Raw genomic sequence first — 14,541 nt, 5'->3', positions numbered from 1 at the left:
GAGGCGGGCCCGGACCCGGGCGCGGTGCCCGGGCGGACCCGGGCGGCCGGGCCGATGGTCGCGGCCGCGCCGTGGCGCGGGAGCCTCGGGGGTGGCGAGGGGCGGGGGCGGATGTGCGAGAGTCGGCCCCCATGTACGACCAGCCGAAGTTCGCGAACCCCAGGCGGGGGCTCCTGACGGCCGTCTACGCCGTGCTGTCGGGGCTGCTCCTCGTCCTGCTCGCGGTCACCGCCGCGGCCGGACTGCCCGGTCCGACCACCGCGATCCTCGCGTCGTCGCAGACGCTCCTGCTGATGGCGCTGATGCTCCAGCTGTACCTCGCCCACGGGTACGTGAAGCTGACCCCTCAGGGCATCGTGGTCAGGGAAATCCGGCTGCGGACGCTGCCCTGGCGCGACGTGGCCGGGATCCGCACCAGGCGCTTGCGGGCCAACACCGTGGTGGAGGTGGTCATGGCGGACGGCCGCAGGCGCAATCTGGTCGCACCGGTCATGCTGCGGGAAAAGGACGCTCCTCGGTTCTTCGCGGAGGCGGCCCGCATTCAGCACTGGTGGGCGTACTGGCGCGGCCGGGGCCCGGGGTGAGGCCCGGCGCCCGCCGCCGGTCCGGGCGGTGCCGCCTCCGCGCGGCGGCCGCACCCCGGCCGAGCGGCTGAGCGAGCCCGCTGGACGGCGCCGCGAGCCCCGGCCTGCTTCCCCCGCGCAGCCGGACTCGCGGTCGGCGGGAGCGCGGGGCCGCCGGTCGGCTGTGGTGTTCCGGGGTCGCATCAGCGCATCGAGGATCATCTGGACGCTGAAGAGCCGGCTCGGGCTGGAGCGCCACGCCGCGCGCACCACCGAGCGCCTGTGGGCACGGGTGTGCCGGCGCATCTGCGCTCAGTTCCGCGATCCGGCGCAACCGGCTGATCGGCGCCCCGGTCATGCGGTCCCTGACCGCTTACGGCCATTGATCTCGGGCCCCAGCGACACCCGGCGACGAACTAGGTGTCGGTCCTCGCCGCGCCGCCGTGCCAGACCTGGCCGGGGACGGCCTCCAGCAGGTCGATCAGCTCGTCGGCCACCCGGAGCGCCTCATCGGGTTGCAGCCGGCCCTCCTCGGCCGCGGCGAGGTAGTGGCCGTTGAAGCGCACCGGCGGTCGCCCGTGTTCGTGCCGGGCGATCAGCCGGTCCATCACCTCGGGCGTCAGCACGGCGCGGGCGAAGTCCTCGTCGGCGGCTGTCACGCGGCAGGCGGCGTCGAAGCTCGGACGGCCCATTTCCAGGATCGACGAGCCGGCGAGGTCGAGCACGTCCTCCATGGAGATGGCGCCGGTCTCGGGCCCGATGCCCAGCTTCGGCGCCGGAGCCGGCAGCGTCACGGCCACGGCCCTGCGATAACGGGTCCCGTGGCTGCCGTCCGACCGGTGCGGGACCCTCTCCAGATGCTCGTAGGTGAACACCCATCGCCCCCGATAGGTCCGGGAGAGCACGTGCTGGACCTTGTACCGCTGCGGGTTGAGCGCGGTGGCGAGGATCCCGATCATGTCGGGCCGGTCTTCGGCGTATTCCCACCCGTTCTCGCGGGCCCAGTCGGACCACTGCGCGGCTTTGCGGCTGCGCAGGATTCTCCGCAGAACGAACGCCAGAAGGGCGAAGACCGCGATCACGGCAACGACCGCGATCATGACCAAGAAGGGGAGTACCGAGTCCATCACAAAGCCTTCCGTTGCCACTGGGCGATGACCGATTCTGCGGCGGCTGTGGGGATTGTTCCCCCAACGGGGACGACCCTCCGCGGACATTGTTGCCCGAAACCGGAGCCTCCTGGCGCTGCGGGGACCCGAGGAGCCCGGGCCTTCTGCGACCCGGTCCGAAGGACGGGGGCACAGGCCCGAATCCGCGGTCCTCGCCCCCGCGGATGACCGGAATCGGTCAGCGGCGGCGGAAACGGTGCGTGACACCCTGCCACGGCTCGGCGACCGGGAGTTGCGCTGCTGTGCCGTCGTCGACAGGAGGCCGGCCGTCGCCGGCACGGGTGCCGGAGCCCGCCGCATCCGGCTTTGCGCCTTCCGCGCGACTCGTGTGCCCTTGGCGCGACGCCGCGGCCGGGCGTCAGAGCTCGCGTACGACGCGTGCGGGGTTGCCGACCGCCAGCACCCCGGCGGGCAGGTCACGAGTGACGACCGCACCCGCGCCGACCACCGTGTTCTCGCCGACCGCCACGCCCGGGCACACGATCACCCCGCCGCCCAGCCAGGCGTTGTCCCCGATGGTGATGGGCTCGCCCGCCTCCCACTTGGCCCGGCGGCGCTCCGCGTCGAGCGGGTGGGTCGGCGTCAGCAGTTGGACGTTCGGGCCGATCTGCACATCGGCACCGACCGCGATGGGTGCGACATCGAGCAGCACCGCGTTGACGTTGACGAACGTCCGCGGGCCGATGCTGATCCGGTAGCCGTAGTCCACCCGCAGCGGTGCCCGGATCTTCGCGCCTTCGCCCAGCTCGCCGAGGAGCTCGCTAAGGGCCGCGCGCCCGGCAGTCGGGTCGTCCGCCGGAGCCGTGTTGAACCGCTCGCTGAGTAGCGCGGCGCGCCGGAGGTCCGCGGCCAGTTCCGGGTCGTCGGCGATGTAGGGCTCGCCGGCGAGCATGCGGTCCTTCTGACCGGCCACGCGGGCCTCCTTCACATCGGCGCCTGCTGGGTCGCGGTGCCCCGGTGGCCCGCTGTGCAGGACACCGCCGGGGCGGGACCGGGCGCTGCGCCCCCGGACTCTACCGGCCGTCGGCCGTGACGGGCCCGGCCGTCACTGCGCGCCGGTGCCATGGGGGTGGACCCACAGCTGTCGGGGGTGGGTCATCATCCAGCTTTCCACCGGGGCCGCGGAGCCGTCGGCTTCGCGGGCGGTGTCCAGGGCGAGGTCCGGGAAGCGGTGGAACAGGCGGGGAAGGGCGACGTTGAGCTCCAGGCGCGCCAGCGGGGCGCCCAGGCACAGGTGGGGGCCGTGCCCGAAAGCCAGGTGGCCGCGGGAGTCGCGCCCGACGTCGAACTCGTCGGGCGACTCCCACGCGGCGGGGTCGAGCGCGGCGGCGGCATAGGCCAGCAGCACCATCTCGCCCTCGGGCACCGGCACGCCCGCCACCTCGGTGTCGCGGGTCGCGAACACGGCCGGCAGCAGGCTCACCGACGTGTAGCGGCGCAGCACCTCCTCGACCGCGGTCGGCCACTCCACCTCGCCGCCGGTGACGCGGCGCAGCTGGCCGGGATGGGTCAGCAGCGCGCGGACGCCGTTGGCCAGAGTGCCCATCGTGGTCTCGAAGCCCGCGATGACCAGCAGGAAGACGTTGGCGATCAGCTGGTCGTCGGTGAGGCGCTCCTCCTCCTCGGCGGTGGCCAGCGCGCTCACCAAGTCGTCGCCGGGGTCAGCGCGCCGCTTGGCGACCAGGTCCCGCAGGAACCGCTGCCCGTCGGCGTAGACACCGGGATCGGTCAGCTCGAACACGCGGCGGGCGATGTCGCCGAGGACGGGGGCGTCCTCTTCGTCGACGCCGAGCAGGCCCACGAGCACGCCTACCGTCAGCGGCCAGGCGAACCGGTCCTTGACGTCCACGCTTTCCGCGCCGTCCATATCCGCCAGCAGGTCCTCGGCGAGCTCTTCCACCCGCGGCCGCAGCGCCTCCACCCGCCGCCGGGTGAACCGGGTCTGCATCGGTTTGCGCAGCCGGGTGTGCTCGGCGCCGTTGTGGGTGAGCAGACTGCCGACGGAGCCGCCGACCAGCCGCGCCAGTGCGCTGTCGGGATCGACCTCGCCCTCGCGCAGCGCCCGCCAGTTCTGCTGCGCACCGCCCCGCAGGAAGGTTCCGGTGCGGTCGGCCACCACACTGCGCAGCTCCTCATGGCGGGTGACGGCCAGCGCCCTCACTCCGGCCACATCGACCTCAGCCACCGGCCCAGCCGCGTAGAGAGCGTGCGCGGTGGCGTCTCGGTCGGGGTCTCGGGGGTCGACGGCGATGCGGTGAGTTGCCACGGCGCTCCTTCGTAGAGGCGGTCGGTCGGGGTGAAGGCGACGCGCAGGGACTCCACGCCGCTGAGGCGGCCCGCGGCCACCCCCTGCCACTGCTCGTCTACCAGGACCGTGTCCGGAAGCCGGCGGTCGAGCCGCTGCACGGCAGTCTCGGCGATGGCCAGCGCGAGGTCGCGTCCGGAACTGGGGCAGGAATGCGGCCCGAGTCCGAAGGTCATGTAGGAGCGGTTCGTCTCGGTGTCCAGACGCTCGTCGCGCCTCAGCAGCTGCTGAGCCGGGCCGAAGCCCATCACCAGGCAGTCGCCGGCGGCCACCGTGAAGCCGCCGACCTCGGTGTCACGGGTGGCGAAGCGCCCGATCAGAGTGTGCATCGGCGGCGCGTGCCACAGGCTGCTGTTGACCGCCTCGCGCACCGTGCTGCCCGAATGCAGCTGCACCACCTGGCTCTTGCGGTCGAGCAGGAGCCAGAGGGCGTGGGCGGTGGTGTGCGCGGCCGGCTCGTGGGCGGCGGCGGTGATGAACGTGAGGTGGTCGCGGATCTCCTCGTCGTCCATCCCCGCGGCGACGAACTCCGAGACGAGGTCGGCGCCGGGCTCCTCGCGGCGGCGCCGGGCCAGCGCCGTCATCCGCCGCTGCAGCTGGGCGTGGACGTGCAGCGCGTCCTCGGCGCCGTCCCAGACCCGCCGCTGCGCGGAGCACACCGCCACGCCCTCCTGGGGCTCCATGCCGTACAGCCGGCACAGCACGAGCAGCGGCACCACGCTGGCGTACCGGGTGACGAGGTCGGCCCGGCCGTCGGTGCAGAAGGTGTCGATGACCCGGTCGACCACCTCCTCGACGTGGGAGACGATCCGCCTGTGGGAGATGTTCGACAGCGCCTGCACGACGATCTCGCGGTAGCGCTTGTGGGCGGGGCCGTCCTCGTTCCACACATTGCGCCGCTTGGTGTAGATGGCCCGCATCGGGGAGCGCTCCGGCACGACGCCGTTGTGGAAGTCGCGCCAGTGGTCGACGTCGCGGGCGAAGGTGTCCGGGTCCTGCATGACCTGCTGGTGCACGTCCAGCGTGAGCATGAGCCAGCCCGGCACGCCCTCGCTGAGGTAGACGGGCGCGAGCCCCTCGGGATAGCGCTCCAGCAGCCGGTCCCACACCTCCGGCGGGTCGGCCAGCGCCTCCGGATCGTGCAGGCGAAGGGCATCGGTCGGATGCCGGCTCGGGTAGGTCATGTGTGCGGCTCCGTGCGGGGAGGGGAGGGGACCTGCGCGCCGCAGGCCGCGACGCGCTCGCACGGGGGCCGGCATGCGAGCGGCGTCCACTTCTGGAATACGCGCCGGAAACGGACAACGGGGCACCGGCACGCTGCGGCGGCCGATCGCCGCCTCGCGCGCCGCCGCGAATTCTGTCGAATTCCGCGACCATTGCGCAACCCCGCGACTTCCCATTCATATTCCCCGCCGACCTGCATGAATGCGCTGAGTAAGAGTGTCGGTACGGCGGTTTCCGCTGATCCCGGGACCGCGGCCCGCCGCGTGGGCGGTTCGGCCCCTTCGGATTCATGATCTCTGCGCACGAGGGAGTGCGCCGCACTCGGGGGCGGCCTCGGCCGTTCCCGGCCGGAGCCGGGAGACGGCCGCCCACGGTGGCGGGTTACCCCGCCTTGCCGATGATCGCGGATTCATGGAATCTGCGGAGAAGCCGGTGCGCAGGCGATCTGCGCGGCCCGGAGTCGACTGCCCACCGGGAATGCCGAGGGGGAGGCCGCGCTCGGCCGAAGAATGCCGTGCGCCGTTGACCGGGATGCGCTGCCTACCGGGATAGGCGCTGCGTATTCGGCGTCGCGTAGTGGAGTGCGCTCCGGCGGTCGCGCCCGCCTGGGCTCCGGCCTGCCGGGCCGCCGGCCCCGGAGGGGGCCCGGCGCGCCTGCCGCCCGGGTCGGACCGCAGGAGCGGGGCCGAGCACGGGGAACGGGCGCGGTGGCGGATACGCGGCGCCGCGGGGGACTTCCGTTCCCGGTCTCCGGAAGAATCCGAGTGCTACCTTGGGCGACAAGTCCGAACAGTTCCCAGATGCGCCGAGTCGTCCGTGTCGGTGGCCGGCCAGGAGGTTGACGATGAACCCGGACAACTGGGGTATCTCTCCCAAGCGAAAGCGGCCCCGCTCGGCCAAGAAGGGTCTGACGATCCGGATCTCCACGAAACGCGGAAAGTCCAGCCCGTCGCCGCGGTCGGCGACCGAAGGCTGCTGGCCCTCGCCGTGGGGCAAAGGTATCTGGAACGACCCGATGGGCCGCTGACCCCGGTAAACGCTGACGGGCGGGCGGCCCCGGCCGATCCGCGCCGGTGCCGACCGCCCGCGTTTCTTCGTGCGGTTGCTCCTCCCCGGGATCGGCGCACCCGTTGCCGGACTCGTCCTCGGTCGCTGCCGCCGCGCCGGTACCCGGCGAATCCGCGCGCCGCCGCCGATCAGACCCCGAGGATCACGGAGACCGGTAGCGGAACGTAGAGCAGCCGCGTGAACACCGCCCAGCAGAACAGCACCACGACCAGGGCCACGGCCACGTCCAGCAGGAGACGGCGCGTGCCGCCCGGTCCGCGGCGGATGAGCACCGCAGCCAGGACGAAGGCCACCACACCGCTGAGCGTGATGCCGAACAGGCTGAAGGCCGCTCCCCAGGCGAGCAGGAGGGCCGCAGCGGCGGGCAGGGCCCAGCGCGGCCGCTCGCCCGGCGAGTCGGCCGGCTCCTCCTCGTCGCCGTCCTCCGCCTCGTCGGCGCCGGCGCCGGTCCTTGCGGCCGCTCCGGAGGCGTGCGGGGAACCGGCCGCCTCGGCCGCGGCCGCAGCCGTGCCGGCCGGGACGCCCTCGGCCGCCGTCGGCGGGTTCTCGTTGCGGTCGCGCATCCGCGCCGCCTCCGGCGGAAGCTCCCCGGCGGCGTCCGCATCCGGCGTGCCGGAGCGGGTCGGCGAAGCGCCCCTGCGCATGCGCAGCAGAGCCCCGCCGCCGACGGCCGTCGCCAGCATGATCAGCACCACCAGCACGAAGCGCGGGAAGATCACGTCCGAGGGCGTGTCGAAGTCCTGCCGGGTCCAGAAGAGCGCGGCGACCGCGAGGATCAGCCCCGCGGCGACCAGGTCGCGGATCACGTCTCTACTCATCGGGCGTCCTCCCGCTCCGTGCCTTCGGCGCCGCGGCCGGTCTCGGGACCGTCCGGCGGGCCCGCCGGACGCGCCGCCCGCTGCGCGCGCCACCGGCCCAACACCGGCCACAGCAGGGCGATCAGCACGACGGCGATGATCCCGACGCTGATCGGTCGGGTGAAGAACGACAGCCACGGCTGGGCGTCGCCGCTGGCCGTCAGCAGCCCCTGGCCCAGGCCGGACTCGATGATCGGTCCCAGCACCACGCCCAGCACCACCGCCGGCGGCGGCAGCCCCAGGTGGCGCAGGCCGTAGCCGAGCAGGCCCAGCGCGACCATGATCACCACGTCCAGCGGGTTGTTGCGCACCGCGTAGGCGCCGATCATCGTCAGCAGCGCGATCGCGGGCACCAGGTAGGTGGTCGGTGTCCGCACCACGGCCCGCTGCAGGCCGCGGCCCACGATCAGCCCCACCGGGGCCAGCAGCAGCGCCGAGACCCCCAGGGCCAGGATGAACGTGAAGGTCAGCGAGCCCTGCTCGGTGAACAGGTCGGCGCCCGGTCGCAGCCCGTGCAGCATCAGCACACCGAAGATGACCGCGTCGGCGGGCGCGCCGGGGATGCCCAGCGTCAGCAGGGGGATCAGCCCGCCGCCCACCACCGCGTTGTTGGCGGTCTCGGGCGCGACCACGCCGTCGACCTTGCCGGTGCCGAACTCCTCGGGCGTCTTCGAGGCCCGCTTGGCCTCGTTGTAGGCGATGAGGTTGGCGACGTTGCCGCCGGCGCCCGGCAGCATGCCGACGAAGGTGCCGATCACGGCCGAGCGCGCCAGGTTGACCGGGCGCGAGAGCACGTCGCGGACCGTGCGCATGAGCAGCCCCGGTTCGCGCCGGCGCGCCTCGCGCCGCATGGCTGCCGCCCGCGAGCCCGGGTCCACCATCAGGTCGATCATCGCCGGGATGGTGAAGAAGCCGATCAGGGCCACGATCAGCGGCACACCGGCCTGCATCTGCGTGAAGCCGAAGGTGAACCGGACGTCGCCGCCCACCGGCGCGATGCCGATCGTGGAGATCAGCAGTCCGATGAACCCCGCTGCGAAGCCCTTCACCAGCGACTTCGCGGCCAGGCCGGCGATCATCGTCAGGCCGAAGATCCCCAGCCAGAAGTACTCCTGGGGGCCGAAGGCCAGCACGACGTCGGCGATCGCCGGGCCGAGCAGCAGCAGCCCGACGACCCCCACCAGGCCGCCGACGACCGAACCGGTGGTCACCGCGATGATGGCCACCTCGCTGCGGCCCTTGCGAGTCATGGGGTAGCCGTCGAACGTCGTGGCGATCGACGAGGGGGTGCCCGGCGAGTTCACCAGGATGGCGGTGAAGGAGCCGCCGTAGATGGCGCCCGAGTAGAACGCGCCCATCAGCACGAGTCCGCGGGCGGGGTCGAGAGTGAACGTGATGGGGAGGAGGAGCGCGAGGCCGACGGTGGCGCTGAGCCCCGGTGTGGCGCCGACCGCCATCCCGGCGATGACGCCGACCAGGCACAGCGCCAGCATGGTCGGTGATACGACCTGCGCCAAAGCCTCATCGATACCTGGGAACATGGTTGCTCCTGGCGTTGGGGGGTCACGAGTGGGCCGGTGCGGCGTGTGGGGGACCTCCCCCTCCGCCGTCCGCCCTCAGGCGGGTGCTCGCAGCACCCGCGGCAAGCCGAGGCCCCGGCCGCGGGGCCGCCGGGGCGCTATTGGCCGTGCAGCAGTTCGAATCGCCGCAGCAGGTCCTCGGCCTGGGCCGTCCGCTCGCGGGTGAACTCCCTGGACTCCTCGGGTCCCATGTCGAGGATGTGGTAGCCGAGGTTCTCGGCCTTCTTCACGAACTCGCGGTCCTGGTTGACCTGAGCGAACGCGTCGGCGAGCACGCTGACCACCCGGTCGGGCGTGTCGGGCGGCACGGCGACGCCGCGCCACGCGCCCTCGACGATGTCGAATCCGCTCTCCCGCAGCGTCGGGACGTCGGGGAACTCCGGTACGCGCTCCTCGGAGGCGATGGCCAGCACCCGCATGCCCTTGTCCTGCAGTTGCAGCGCCTCGGTGTTGTAGGTCATCAGACCGTCGACCTGGCCGCCGAGCAGCGCGGGCGAGGCCGCGGCCGTGCCGCTGAAGGGAACGTAGGTCAACTGTCCCCGCGACTCCTCGGCCAGCGCGAGCGCCCCCACGTGGTTGGCGCTGTAGGAGCCGCTGCCTCCCAGACTCAGCTTCTCCTCCTGGGCCGCGGCGATGAAGTCGTCGACGGTCCGGAACTCGCTCTCCCCGCTGACCACCAGCGCGTTGGGCGTGCTCTGGAAGATGTAGGCCCAGTTGATCTGGTCGGTCTCGTAGCCGGCCCGTCCGCGGGCGAGCGGCTGGAGGATCACGTGCGGCAGGTTCGCTCCCATGAACGTGTAGCCGTCGGACCGGGTCTGGTGCACCAGTTCGGACCAGCCGACCGCCCCGCCGCCGCCCGGGCGGTTGGTGACGACCACCGACACCCCCAGCGCGTCCTCCAGCGGCTGCTGCTGGAGGCGTGCGGTGACGTCGGACTCGCCGCCGGGATCGAACGGCAGCGTGTAGGTGACGCTGCGGGAGGGGTAGTCGGAGACGTCGCCTCCGGCCGGCGCGCTCTGCGTGGCGCAGGACGCGAGGGGCAGGGGCAGGGCGGCCGCCGTCAGACCGCCCAGAAAGGCCCTGCGTGAGGGGTAGTGCATCGCTCCTCCTCGCTGTGCCCGGCGGGCACAAAGGAGATGGGGGGCCAGGGGCGGCGGGCGACCGCCGCCCCGCGGGCCGCGGCGGGGGCGCCGCCGCGGCCGAGATGGCGGCCGTGGCCGCCGGCCCGCGCCCGCAGGCGCGGACCGGGAGTCACAGCCGCTCGCGCAGCATGCTGTGCAGCGCGGGCTTGAGTTCGATGCCGATCCCCGGCGCCTCGGGCAGGGCCACCCGGCCGTCGGTGATCGGCGTGTTCTCGGCGAAGCCGCCGAAGGGCTCGAAGACCTGCGGATAGGACTCGCAGCCGCCGAAGCCGTAGGCGGCGGCGAGCGCGAGGTTGATCTGGTTGCCGCCGTGCGGGCAGCAGTTCCGCGGCGACCAGCCGCCCAGGGCCAGGTCGCGCAGCATCGCGTCGTACTCGGCGACGCCGTAGCTGAGCGAGGGGTCCATCTGCAGGACGTCCCGGTGCGGCCGCAGACCGCCGTAGCGGCGCAGGTTGCGCACGTCCGCCGCCGAGAACAGGTTCTCCCCGGTGGCCAGCGGGCCCGCGTACTCCTCGGCGAGCACCGCGTGGGCGCGGTAGTCCAGCGGGTCGACCGGCTCCTCGTACCACATCAGGTCGTAGTCGCTCAGCGCCCGCGCGTACTCGAGCGCGGTCGCCAGGTCGAAGCGCCCGTTGGCGTCCACGGCCAGCCGCGAGCCCTCGGGCAGCAGTTCCAGCACGGTCTCGATGCGGCGCATGTCCTCGGCCAGCGGCGCGCCGCCGATCTTGATCTTGACGTCGCGGTAGCCGGTCTCCAGGTAGCCGCCGATCTCGGCGCGCAGGCCGTCGAGGGGCTTGTCGGGGTGGTAGTAGCCGCCGGCGGCGTAGACCCACACCGCGGTCTCCGGTTCCGGCGTGGTGCCGAAGCGCCGGTGCAGCAGCCGGAACAGGGGAAGCCCCGCGGCCTTGGCGGCGGCGTCCCACACGGCCATGTCCAGCGTGCCCACCGCGACCGCCCGGTCCCCGTGCCCGCCGGGCTTCTCGTTGGCCATGGCCACGCGGTGCACGGCGACGGGGTCGATGATCCCGGTCGCGGGGTCGGTGATCGCCTCGGCCGGAGCCTCCTCCACGCGCGGCAGGACGCGGGTGGCGAGGATGCCCGTCTGGGCGTAGCGGCCGTTGGAGTGGAAGCCGTAGCCCACCACCGGCTCGCCGTCGACGACGGCGTCGGTGTGCACCGCGACGACCGACACCGTCATGCGGGAGAAGTCGATGACCGCGTTGCTGATGCGCGAGGCGATCGGGGCCTCGCTGTGCGTGATCTTCGTGATGCGCATTGGTGGTCCAGTCCAGATCGAAGAGGAGTCGTGGTCAGAGCCGGTCGACCAGGGCCTTGGTCACCTCGTCGGTGGTCGCGTTCCCGCCGAGGTCGGGCGTGAGCACCCCCGCTCCGGTGGTCTCGGCGATGGCCGCCTCCAGCGCGGCCGCCGCCGCGGGCAGGCCGAGGTGCTCCAGCATCAGCGCGGCGCTGCCGAACGCCCCGATCGGGTCGGCCACGCCCTGCCCGGCGATGTCGGGGGCCGAGCCGTGCACGGGCTCGAACATGGAGGGGTGGCGGCGTTCGGGATTGAGATTGGCGCTGGCCGCCACGCCCAGGCTGCCCGCGAGCGCGCTGCCGAGGTCGGAGAGGATGTCGGCGTGCAGGTTGGAGGCCACCACGACGGACAGGCTCTCCGGCTGGAGCACGAAGCGCGCCGCCATCGCGTCGACCAGCACCCGCTCGGCCTCGACGTCGGGGTACTCCTCGGCGACCCGGTCGAAGACCTCGTCCCACAGCACCATCCCGTACTGCTGGGCGTTGGACTTCGTGACGCCGGTGACCTTCGGGCGTTCGCGCGTGCGGGCGAGGTCGAACGCGTAGCGTGCGATCCGCTCGCAGCCGGTCTCGGTGAACAGCGCCGACTGCACGGCGACCTCGTGGCCGGGCCCGCGCCCGGAGAGGTTGCGCCCGCCCAGCCCGGCGTACTCGCCCTCGCTGTTCTCCCGGATCACCACCCAGTCCAGCGCCCGGCCCTGCGCGCCCTGGGTGCCGCGCAGCGGGCTGCGCACACCGGGCAGGAAGCGCACGGGGCGGATGTTGGCCCACTGGTCGAACCCCTGGCAGATGGCCAGGCGCAGGCCCCAGAGGCTGACGTGGTCGGGCACGGTCGGCCAGCCGACGGCGCCGAAGAAGATCGCGTCCATCTCGCGCAGCCGGTCCAGCCCGTCCTCGGGCATCATGCGGCCGTGCTCGGCGTAGTAGTGCGAGCCCCAGTCGAACTCGCGCCAGGTGATCTCGAAGGGTTGGGGGCCGCGCCGGGCGAGCTCGGCCAGCGCGGTGCGGGTCGCGTCGACGACCTCGGTGCCCACGCCGTCGGCGGGGACGGCGGCGATGGTGAAGCGGTGCTGGGCGCTGATGGCGGGACTCCTTCTCGCGTTCTCACGGCGTTCACGGGCGGATTGGAGACGGCCTCGGGCGGCGTCGGACCGCTGTGGCGGGTGCCGGGCGGTTCGGGCGCGGGGAGGCAGGGGCAGAGGGTGCGGGCGGGGGCCGGTGGTGCGGGGCGGTGGTGAGGGGGCGGTCGGCGCGGCGGAGCGCTACCCGTCGGCCACTGCGGCGGCGATCGCCCCGCCCAGGTCCCCGGTGCGGGCCGTACCGCCCAGATCGGGGGTGAGCGCTGCGTCGGTAGAGGCGAGCACCGATTCCACGGCGGCGAGCACGCCGGCGCCGGCCTCGGGGGCGCCCAGGTGGTCGAGCATCATCGCCGCCGACCAGATCTGCCCGACCGGGTTGGCCACGCCCCGGCCCGCGATGTCGGGGGCCGAGCCGTGCACGGGCTCGAACATGGAGGGGTGGCGGCGCTCGGGGTCGATGTTGGCCGAGGGGGCCACGCCGATCGTGCCGGTCACGCCCGGTCCCAGGTCGGAGAGGATGTCGCCGAACAGGTTGCTGCCCACGACGACGTCGAAGTGCCGCGGCCGGAGCACGAACTTGGCGGTGAGGATGTCGATGTGCTCCTGCTCGGCGGAGAGGTCGGGGTACTCCTCGGCGATCGCGCGGAAACGCTCGTCCCAGTAGGGCATCGAGTGGTAGATGCCGTTGGACTTGGTCGCCGAGGTGACCAGCGACCGCCGGTTGCGGCGGGCGAACTCGAAGGCGTAGCGCAGGATGCGGTCGGTGCCGCGCCGGGTGAACACGGAGGCCTGCATGACCATCTCGCCGGGCGTGCCCTCGCCCTGCCGTCCGCCGAGCATGGAGTACTCGCCCTCGCTGTTCTCGCGGACCACCCAGAAGTCGATGTCGCCGGGCGAGACGTCGCGGACCGGCGGCGTCAGGCCCGGCAGCAGGCGCACCGGACGCAGGTTGACGTACTGGTCGAACTCCCGGCGGATGGGGATCAGCAGGCCCCACAGCGAGACGTGGTCGGGCACGCCGGGGTAGCCCACGGCGCCGAGCAGGATCGCATCGTGGCCGCGCAGCTGCTCGATGCCGTCCTCGGGCATCATCCGGCCCGTCCGCTTGTAGCGCTCGCAGCTCCAGTCGAACTCGTGGAAGGCGAATTCGACGCCGTAGCGGGATCCGGCCGCCTCAAGGACCCGCAGGGCCTCGGGCATCACCTCGTTGCCGATCCCGTCACCGGGAATGACCGCGATTTCGAAGTGTTCCACACCGACTCCCCTACTCGCCGCGGACCTCTGGGCCCGGGCGCACAGATTCCACGATGGCGTGCCTGCGCGGCGGCTGCGGGCCTGCGGCCGGACCGGCCGTGCCGGCCCCGCATCCCCGCAAAATGCCGTGGTTCACACGCTGGACATCTAATTCCAGGAATGCGTCGAAAGTCCAACTGTCATTGGCGATGTGACCTATAGGCTCCGCCTATCGGTTGTGCTTCCGAGGTGAAACCGGGTGGGGAATCTCCTTCCGAATGCCCGGGGATGAATACGGCGGATTCAATTCCGCGATGCGGATTCTTCGGCGATGCGGGTGGGGGTGCGGGTGCGGGGCCGGTGCCAGGGCCGTGGCCGGTCAGCAGGGGCGGAAAAGGGTGCGGGGGAAAGGGCGGGGCAGGAAGGGGCCGCGGGCGGGACCGGGCCGGAGGCGGCGCAGCGGACCGCTCGGGCGGTAGACCGCCGGCGTGCCGGGCCTGCCAAGCCCGCCGGCCGCGCAGGTCAACGCCCATCCCGAATCGGGCCGGGCTCGCCGGAGCCGATGGCCGACGACGGCTTCGGGGACCTCGTCGCGGCCGCCGATGTACAGGGCGACGGCTACGCCGACGCGGTCGTCGGCCCCAAGCTGCGAGAGGACGAGTGGCGCGTGACGGTCGCTTCGGACTCGGCGGCGTGCGCCGCCGGCACGACCACGGTCGACCTGGAGCCGCCCGTACCGGGCGCGGGCGAGGACGGCGCGTCTTCACCGGGGCCGTGCGCGGCGAGGACGGCGACGGCGCCGCCGCCCCGCTGAGGATCGACCGCTCCGCGGGCGGCGCGGACCGGGCGAGGGAGCACTCGGCCTCCGCGCTCTACCGGGGCATCGGCGGGCGGCGGAGCGGGGGAGGGCCGCGGCGCCCGCACCCTGCCGGGCCGGTCGTGAACGGTGCGGGCGCGCCGGTCACGGCGCCCCCGCACCGCTGGTCGAGAACTTTACGGGCCGCAGT

Annotated in this window: 12 protein-coding genes and 1 pseudogene; 3 read left to right on the top strand and 10 right to left on the bottom strand. The window is 73.1% G+C overall.

The window, feature by feature from the left end; translation table 11 throughout:
- Positions 1-131 precede the first annotated feature (131 nt).
- Together ABD284_RS14085 and ABD284_RS25795 are read left to right on the top strand one after the other, a co-directional pair.
- On the top strand, positions 132-584 hold the full coding sequence (locus ABD284_RS14085) for a hypothetical protein (protein WP_344143411.1): 453 nt from the start codon (positions 132-134) through the stop codon (positions 582-584).
- Between the two features lie 172 nt (positions 585-756).
- Positions 757-949 (top strand): annotated as a pseudogene (locus ABD284_RS25795) (IS982 family transposase); the annotation flags it as partial.
- 30 nt (positions 950-979) lie between these two features.
- Here the strand turns inward: ABD284_RS25795 and ABD284_RS14080 are convergent.
- The 10 genes from ABD284_RS14080 to ABD284_RS14035 form a co-directional block, all read right to left on the bottom strand.
- Entirely contained in the window at positions 980-1,690 is a 711-nt protein-coding gene (locus tag ABD284_RS14080; protein ID WP_344143410.1) for a hypothetical protein, read from the bottom strand.
- Between the two features lie 400 nt (positions 1,691-2,090).
- A complete protein-coding gene (locus tag ABD284_RS14075) occupies positions 2,091-2,624 on the bottom strand; it encodes a sugar O-acetyltransferase (protein ID WP_344143558.1) in 534 nt (177 codons plus the stop codon).
- A 153-nt stretch (positions 2,625-2,777) separates the two neighbouring features.
- Positions 2,778-3,917, bottom strand: coding sequence for a cytochrome P450 (locus ABD284_RS14070; protein WP_344143409.1), 1,140 nt, complete (start codon positions 3,915-3,917; stop codon positions 2,778-2,780).
- Positions 3,890-5,221, bottom strand: a complete 1,332-nt coding sequence (locus ABD284_RS14065) for a cytochrome P450 family protein (protein ID WP_344143408.1) — start codon at positions 5,219-5,221, stop codon at positions 3,890-3,892. Before ABD284_RS14065 ends, ABD284_RS14070 begins: the two co-directional genes overlap by 28 nt.
- 1,236 nt (positions 5,222-6,457) lie before the next feature.
- Entirely contained in the window at positions 6,458-7,147 is a 690-nt protein-coding gene (locus ABD284_RS14060) for a tripartite tricarboxylate transporter TctB family protein (protein WP_344143407.1), read from the bottom strand.
- Positions 7,144-8,727 carry a tripartite tricarboxylate transporter permease gene (locus tag ABD284_RS14055; protein ID WP_344143406.1) on the bottom strand — a complete coding sequence of 528 codons (1,584 nt, stop codon included), beginning with the start codon at positions 8,725-8,727 and terminating at the stop codon, positions 7,144-7,146. The genes ABD284_RS14060 and ABD284_RS14055 overlap by 4 nt, the downstream gene beginning before the upstream one ends.
- 137 nt (positions 8,728-8,864) lie before the next feature.
- Positions 8,865-9,866 (bottom strand): Bug family tripartite tricarboxylate transporter substrate binding protein, encoded by a 1,002-nt coding sequence (locus ABD284_RS14050; RefSeq protein WP_344143405.1) that lies wholly within the window; start codon positions 9,864-9,866, stop codon positions 8,865-8,867.
- A 151-nt stretch (positions 9,867-10,017) separates the two neighbouring features.
- Positions 10,018-11,184, bottom strand: coding sequence for an enolase C-terminal domain-like protein (locus tag ABD284_RS14045; protein ID WP_344143404.1), 1,167 nt, complete (start codon positions 11,182-11,184; stop codon positions 10,018-10,020).
- A 34-nt stretch (positions 11,185-11,218) separates the two neighbouring features.
- A complete protein-coding gene (locus tag ABD284_RS14040; protein WP_344143556.1) occupies positions 11,219-12,304 on the bottom strand; it encodes a tartrate dehydrogenase in 1,086 nt (361 codons plus the stop codon).
- A 180-nt stretch (positions 12,305-12,484) separates the two neighbouring features.
- Entirely contained in the window at positions 12,485-13,555 is a 1,071-nt protein-coding gene (locus ABD284_RS14035; RefSeq protein ID WP_344143403.1) for a tartrate dehydrogenase, read from the bottom strand.
- Positions 13,556-14,096: 541 nt separating this feature from the next.
- Here ABD284_RS14035 and ABD284_RS14030 point away from each other — a divergent pair.
- Entirely contained in the window at positions 14,097-14,348 is a 252-nt protein-coding gene (locus ABD284_RS14030) for a hypothetical protein (protein ID WP_344143402.1), read from the top strand.
- The last annotated feature ends 193 nt before the right edge of the window (positions 14,349-14,541 follow it).

The sequence above is a fragment of the Streptomonospora arabica genome, from assembly GCF_039531585.1.
Lineage (GTDB): Bacteria > Actinomycetota > Actinomycetes > Streptosporangiales > Streptosporangiaceae > Streptomonospora > Streptomonospora halophila.
The sequence above is the reverse complement of the archived record's forward strand: the minus strand, read 5'-3'. Positions and strand labels throughout refer to the sequence as shown.

Excerpts from the sequence above, each read along its gene's own strand:
- ABD284_RS14060 (WP_344143407.1), bottom strand. The coding sequence starts at position 7,147 with ATGAGTAGAGACGTGATCCGCGACCTGGTCGCCGCGGGGCTGATCCTC.
- ABD284_RS14030 (WP_344143402.1), top strand. The coding sequence starts at position 14,097 with ATGGCCGACGACGGCTTCGGGGACCTCGTCGCGGCCGCCGATGTACAG.
- ABD284_RS14065 (WP_344143408.1), bottom strand. The coding sequence starts at position 5,221 with ATGACCTACCCGAGCCGGCATCCGACCGATGCCCTTCGCCTGCACGAT.
- ABD284_RS14080 (WP_344143410.1), bottom strand. The coding sequence starts at position 1,690 with ATGGACTCGGTACTCCCCTTCTTGGTCATGATCGCGGTCGTTGCCGTG.
- ABD284_RS14050 (WP_344143405.1), bottom strand. The coding sequence starts at position 9,866 with ATGCACTACCCCTCACGCAGGGCCTTTCTGGGCGGTCTGACGGCGGCC.
- ABD284_RS14075 (WP_344143558.1), bottom strand. The coding sequence starts at position 2,624 with ATGCTCGCCGGCGAGCCCTACATCGCCGACGACCCGGAACTGGCCGCG.
- ABD284_RS14045 (WP_344143404.1), bottom strand. The coding sequence starts at position 11,184 with ATGCGCATCACGAAGATCACGCACAGCGAGGCCCCGATCGCCTCGCGC.
- ABD284_RS14055 (WP_344143406.1), bottom strand. The coding sequence starts at position 8,727 with ATGTTCCCAGGTATCGATGAGGCTTTGGCGCAGGTCGTATCACCGACC.
- ABD284_RS14085 (WP_344143411.1), top strand. The coding sequence starts at position 132 with ATGTACGACCAGCCGAAGTTCGCGAACCCCAGGCGGGGGCTCCTGACG.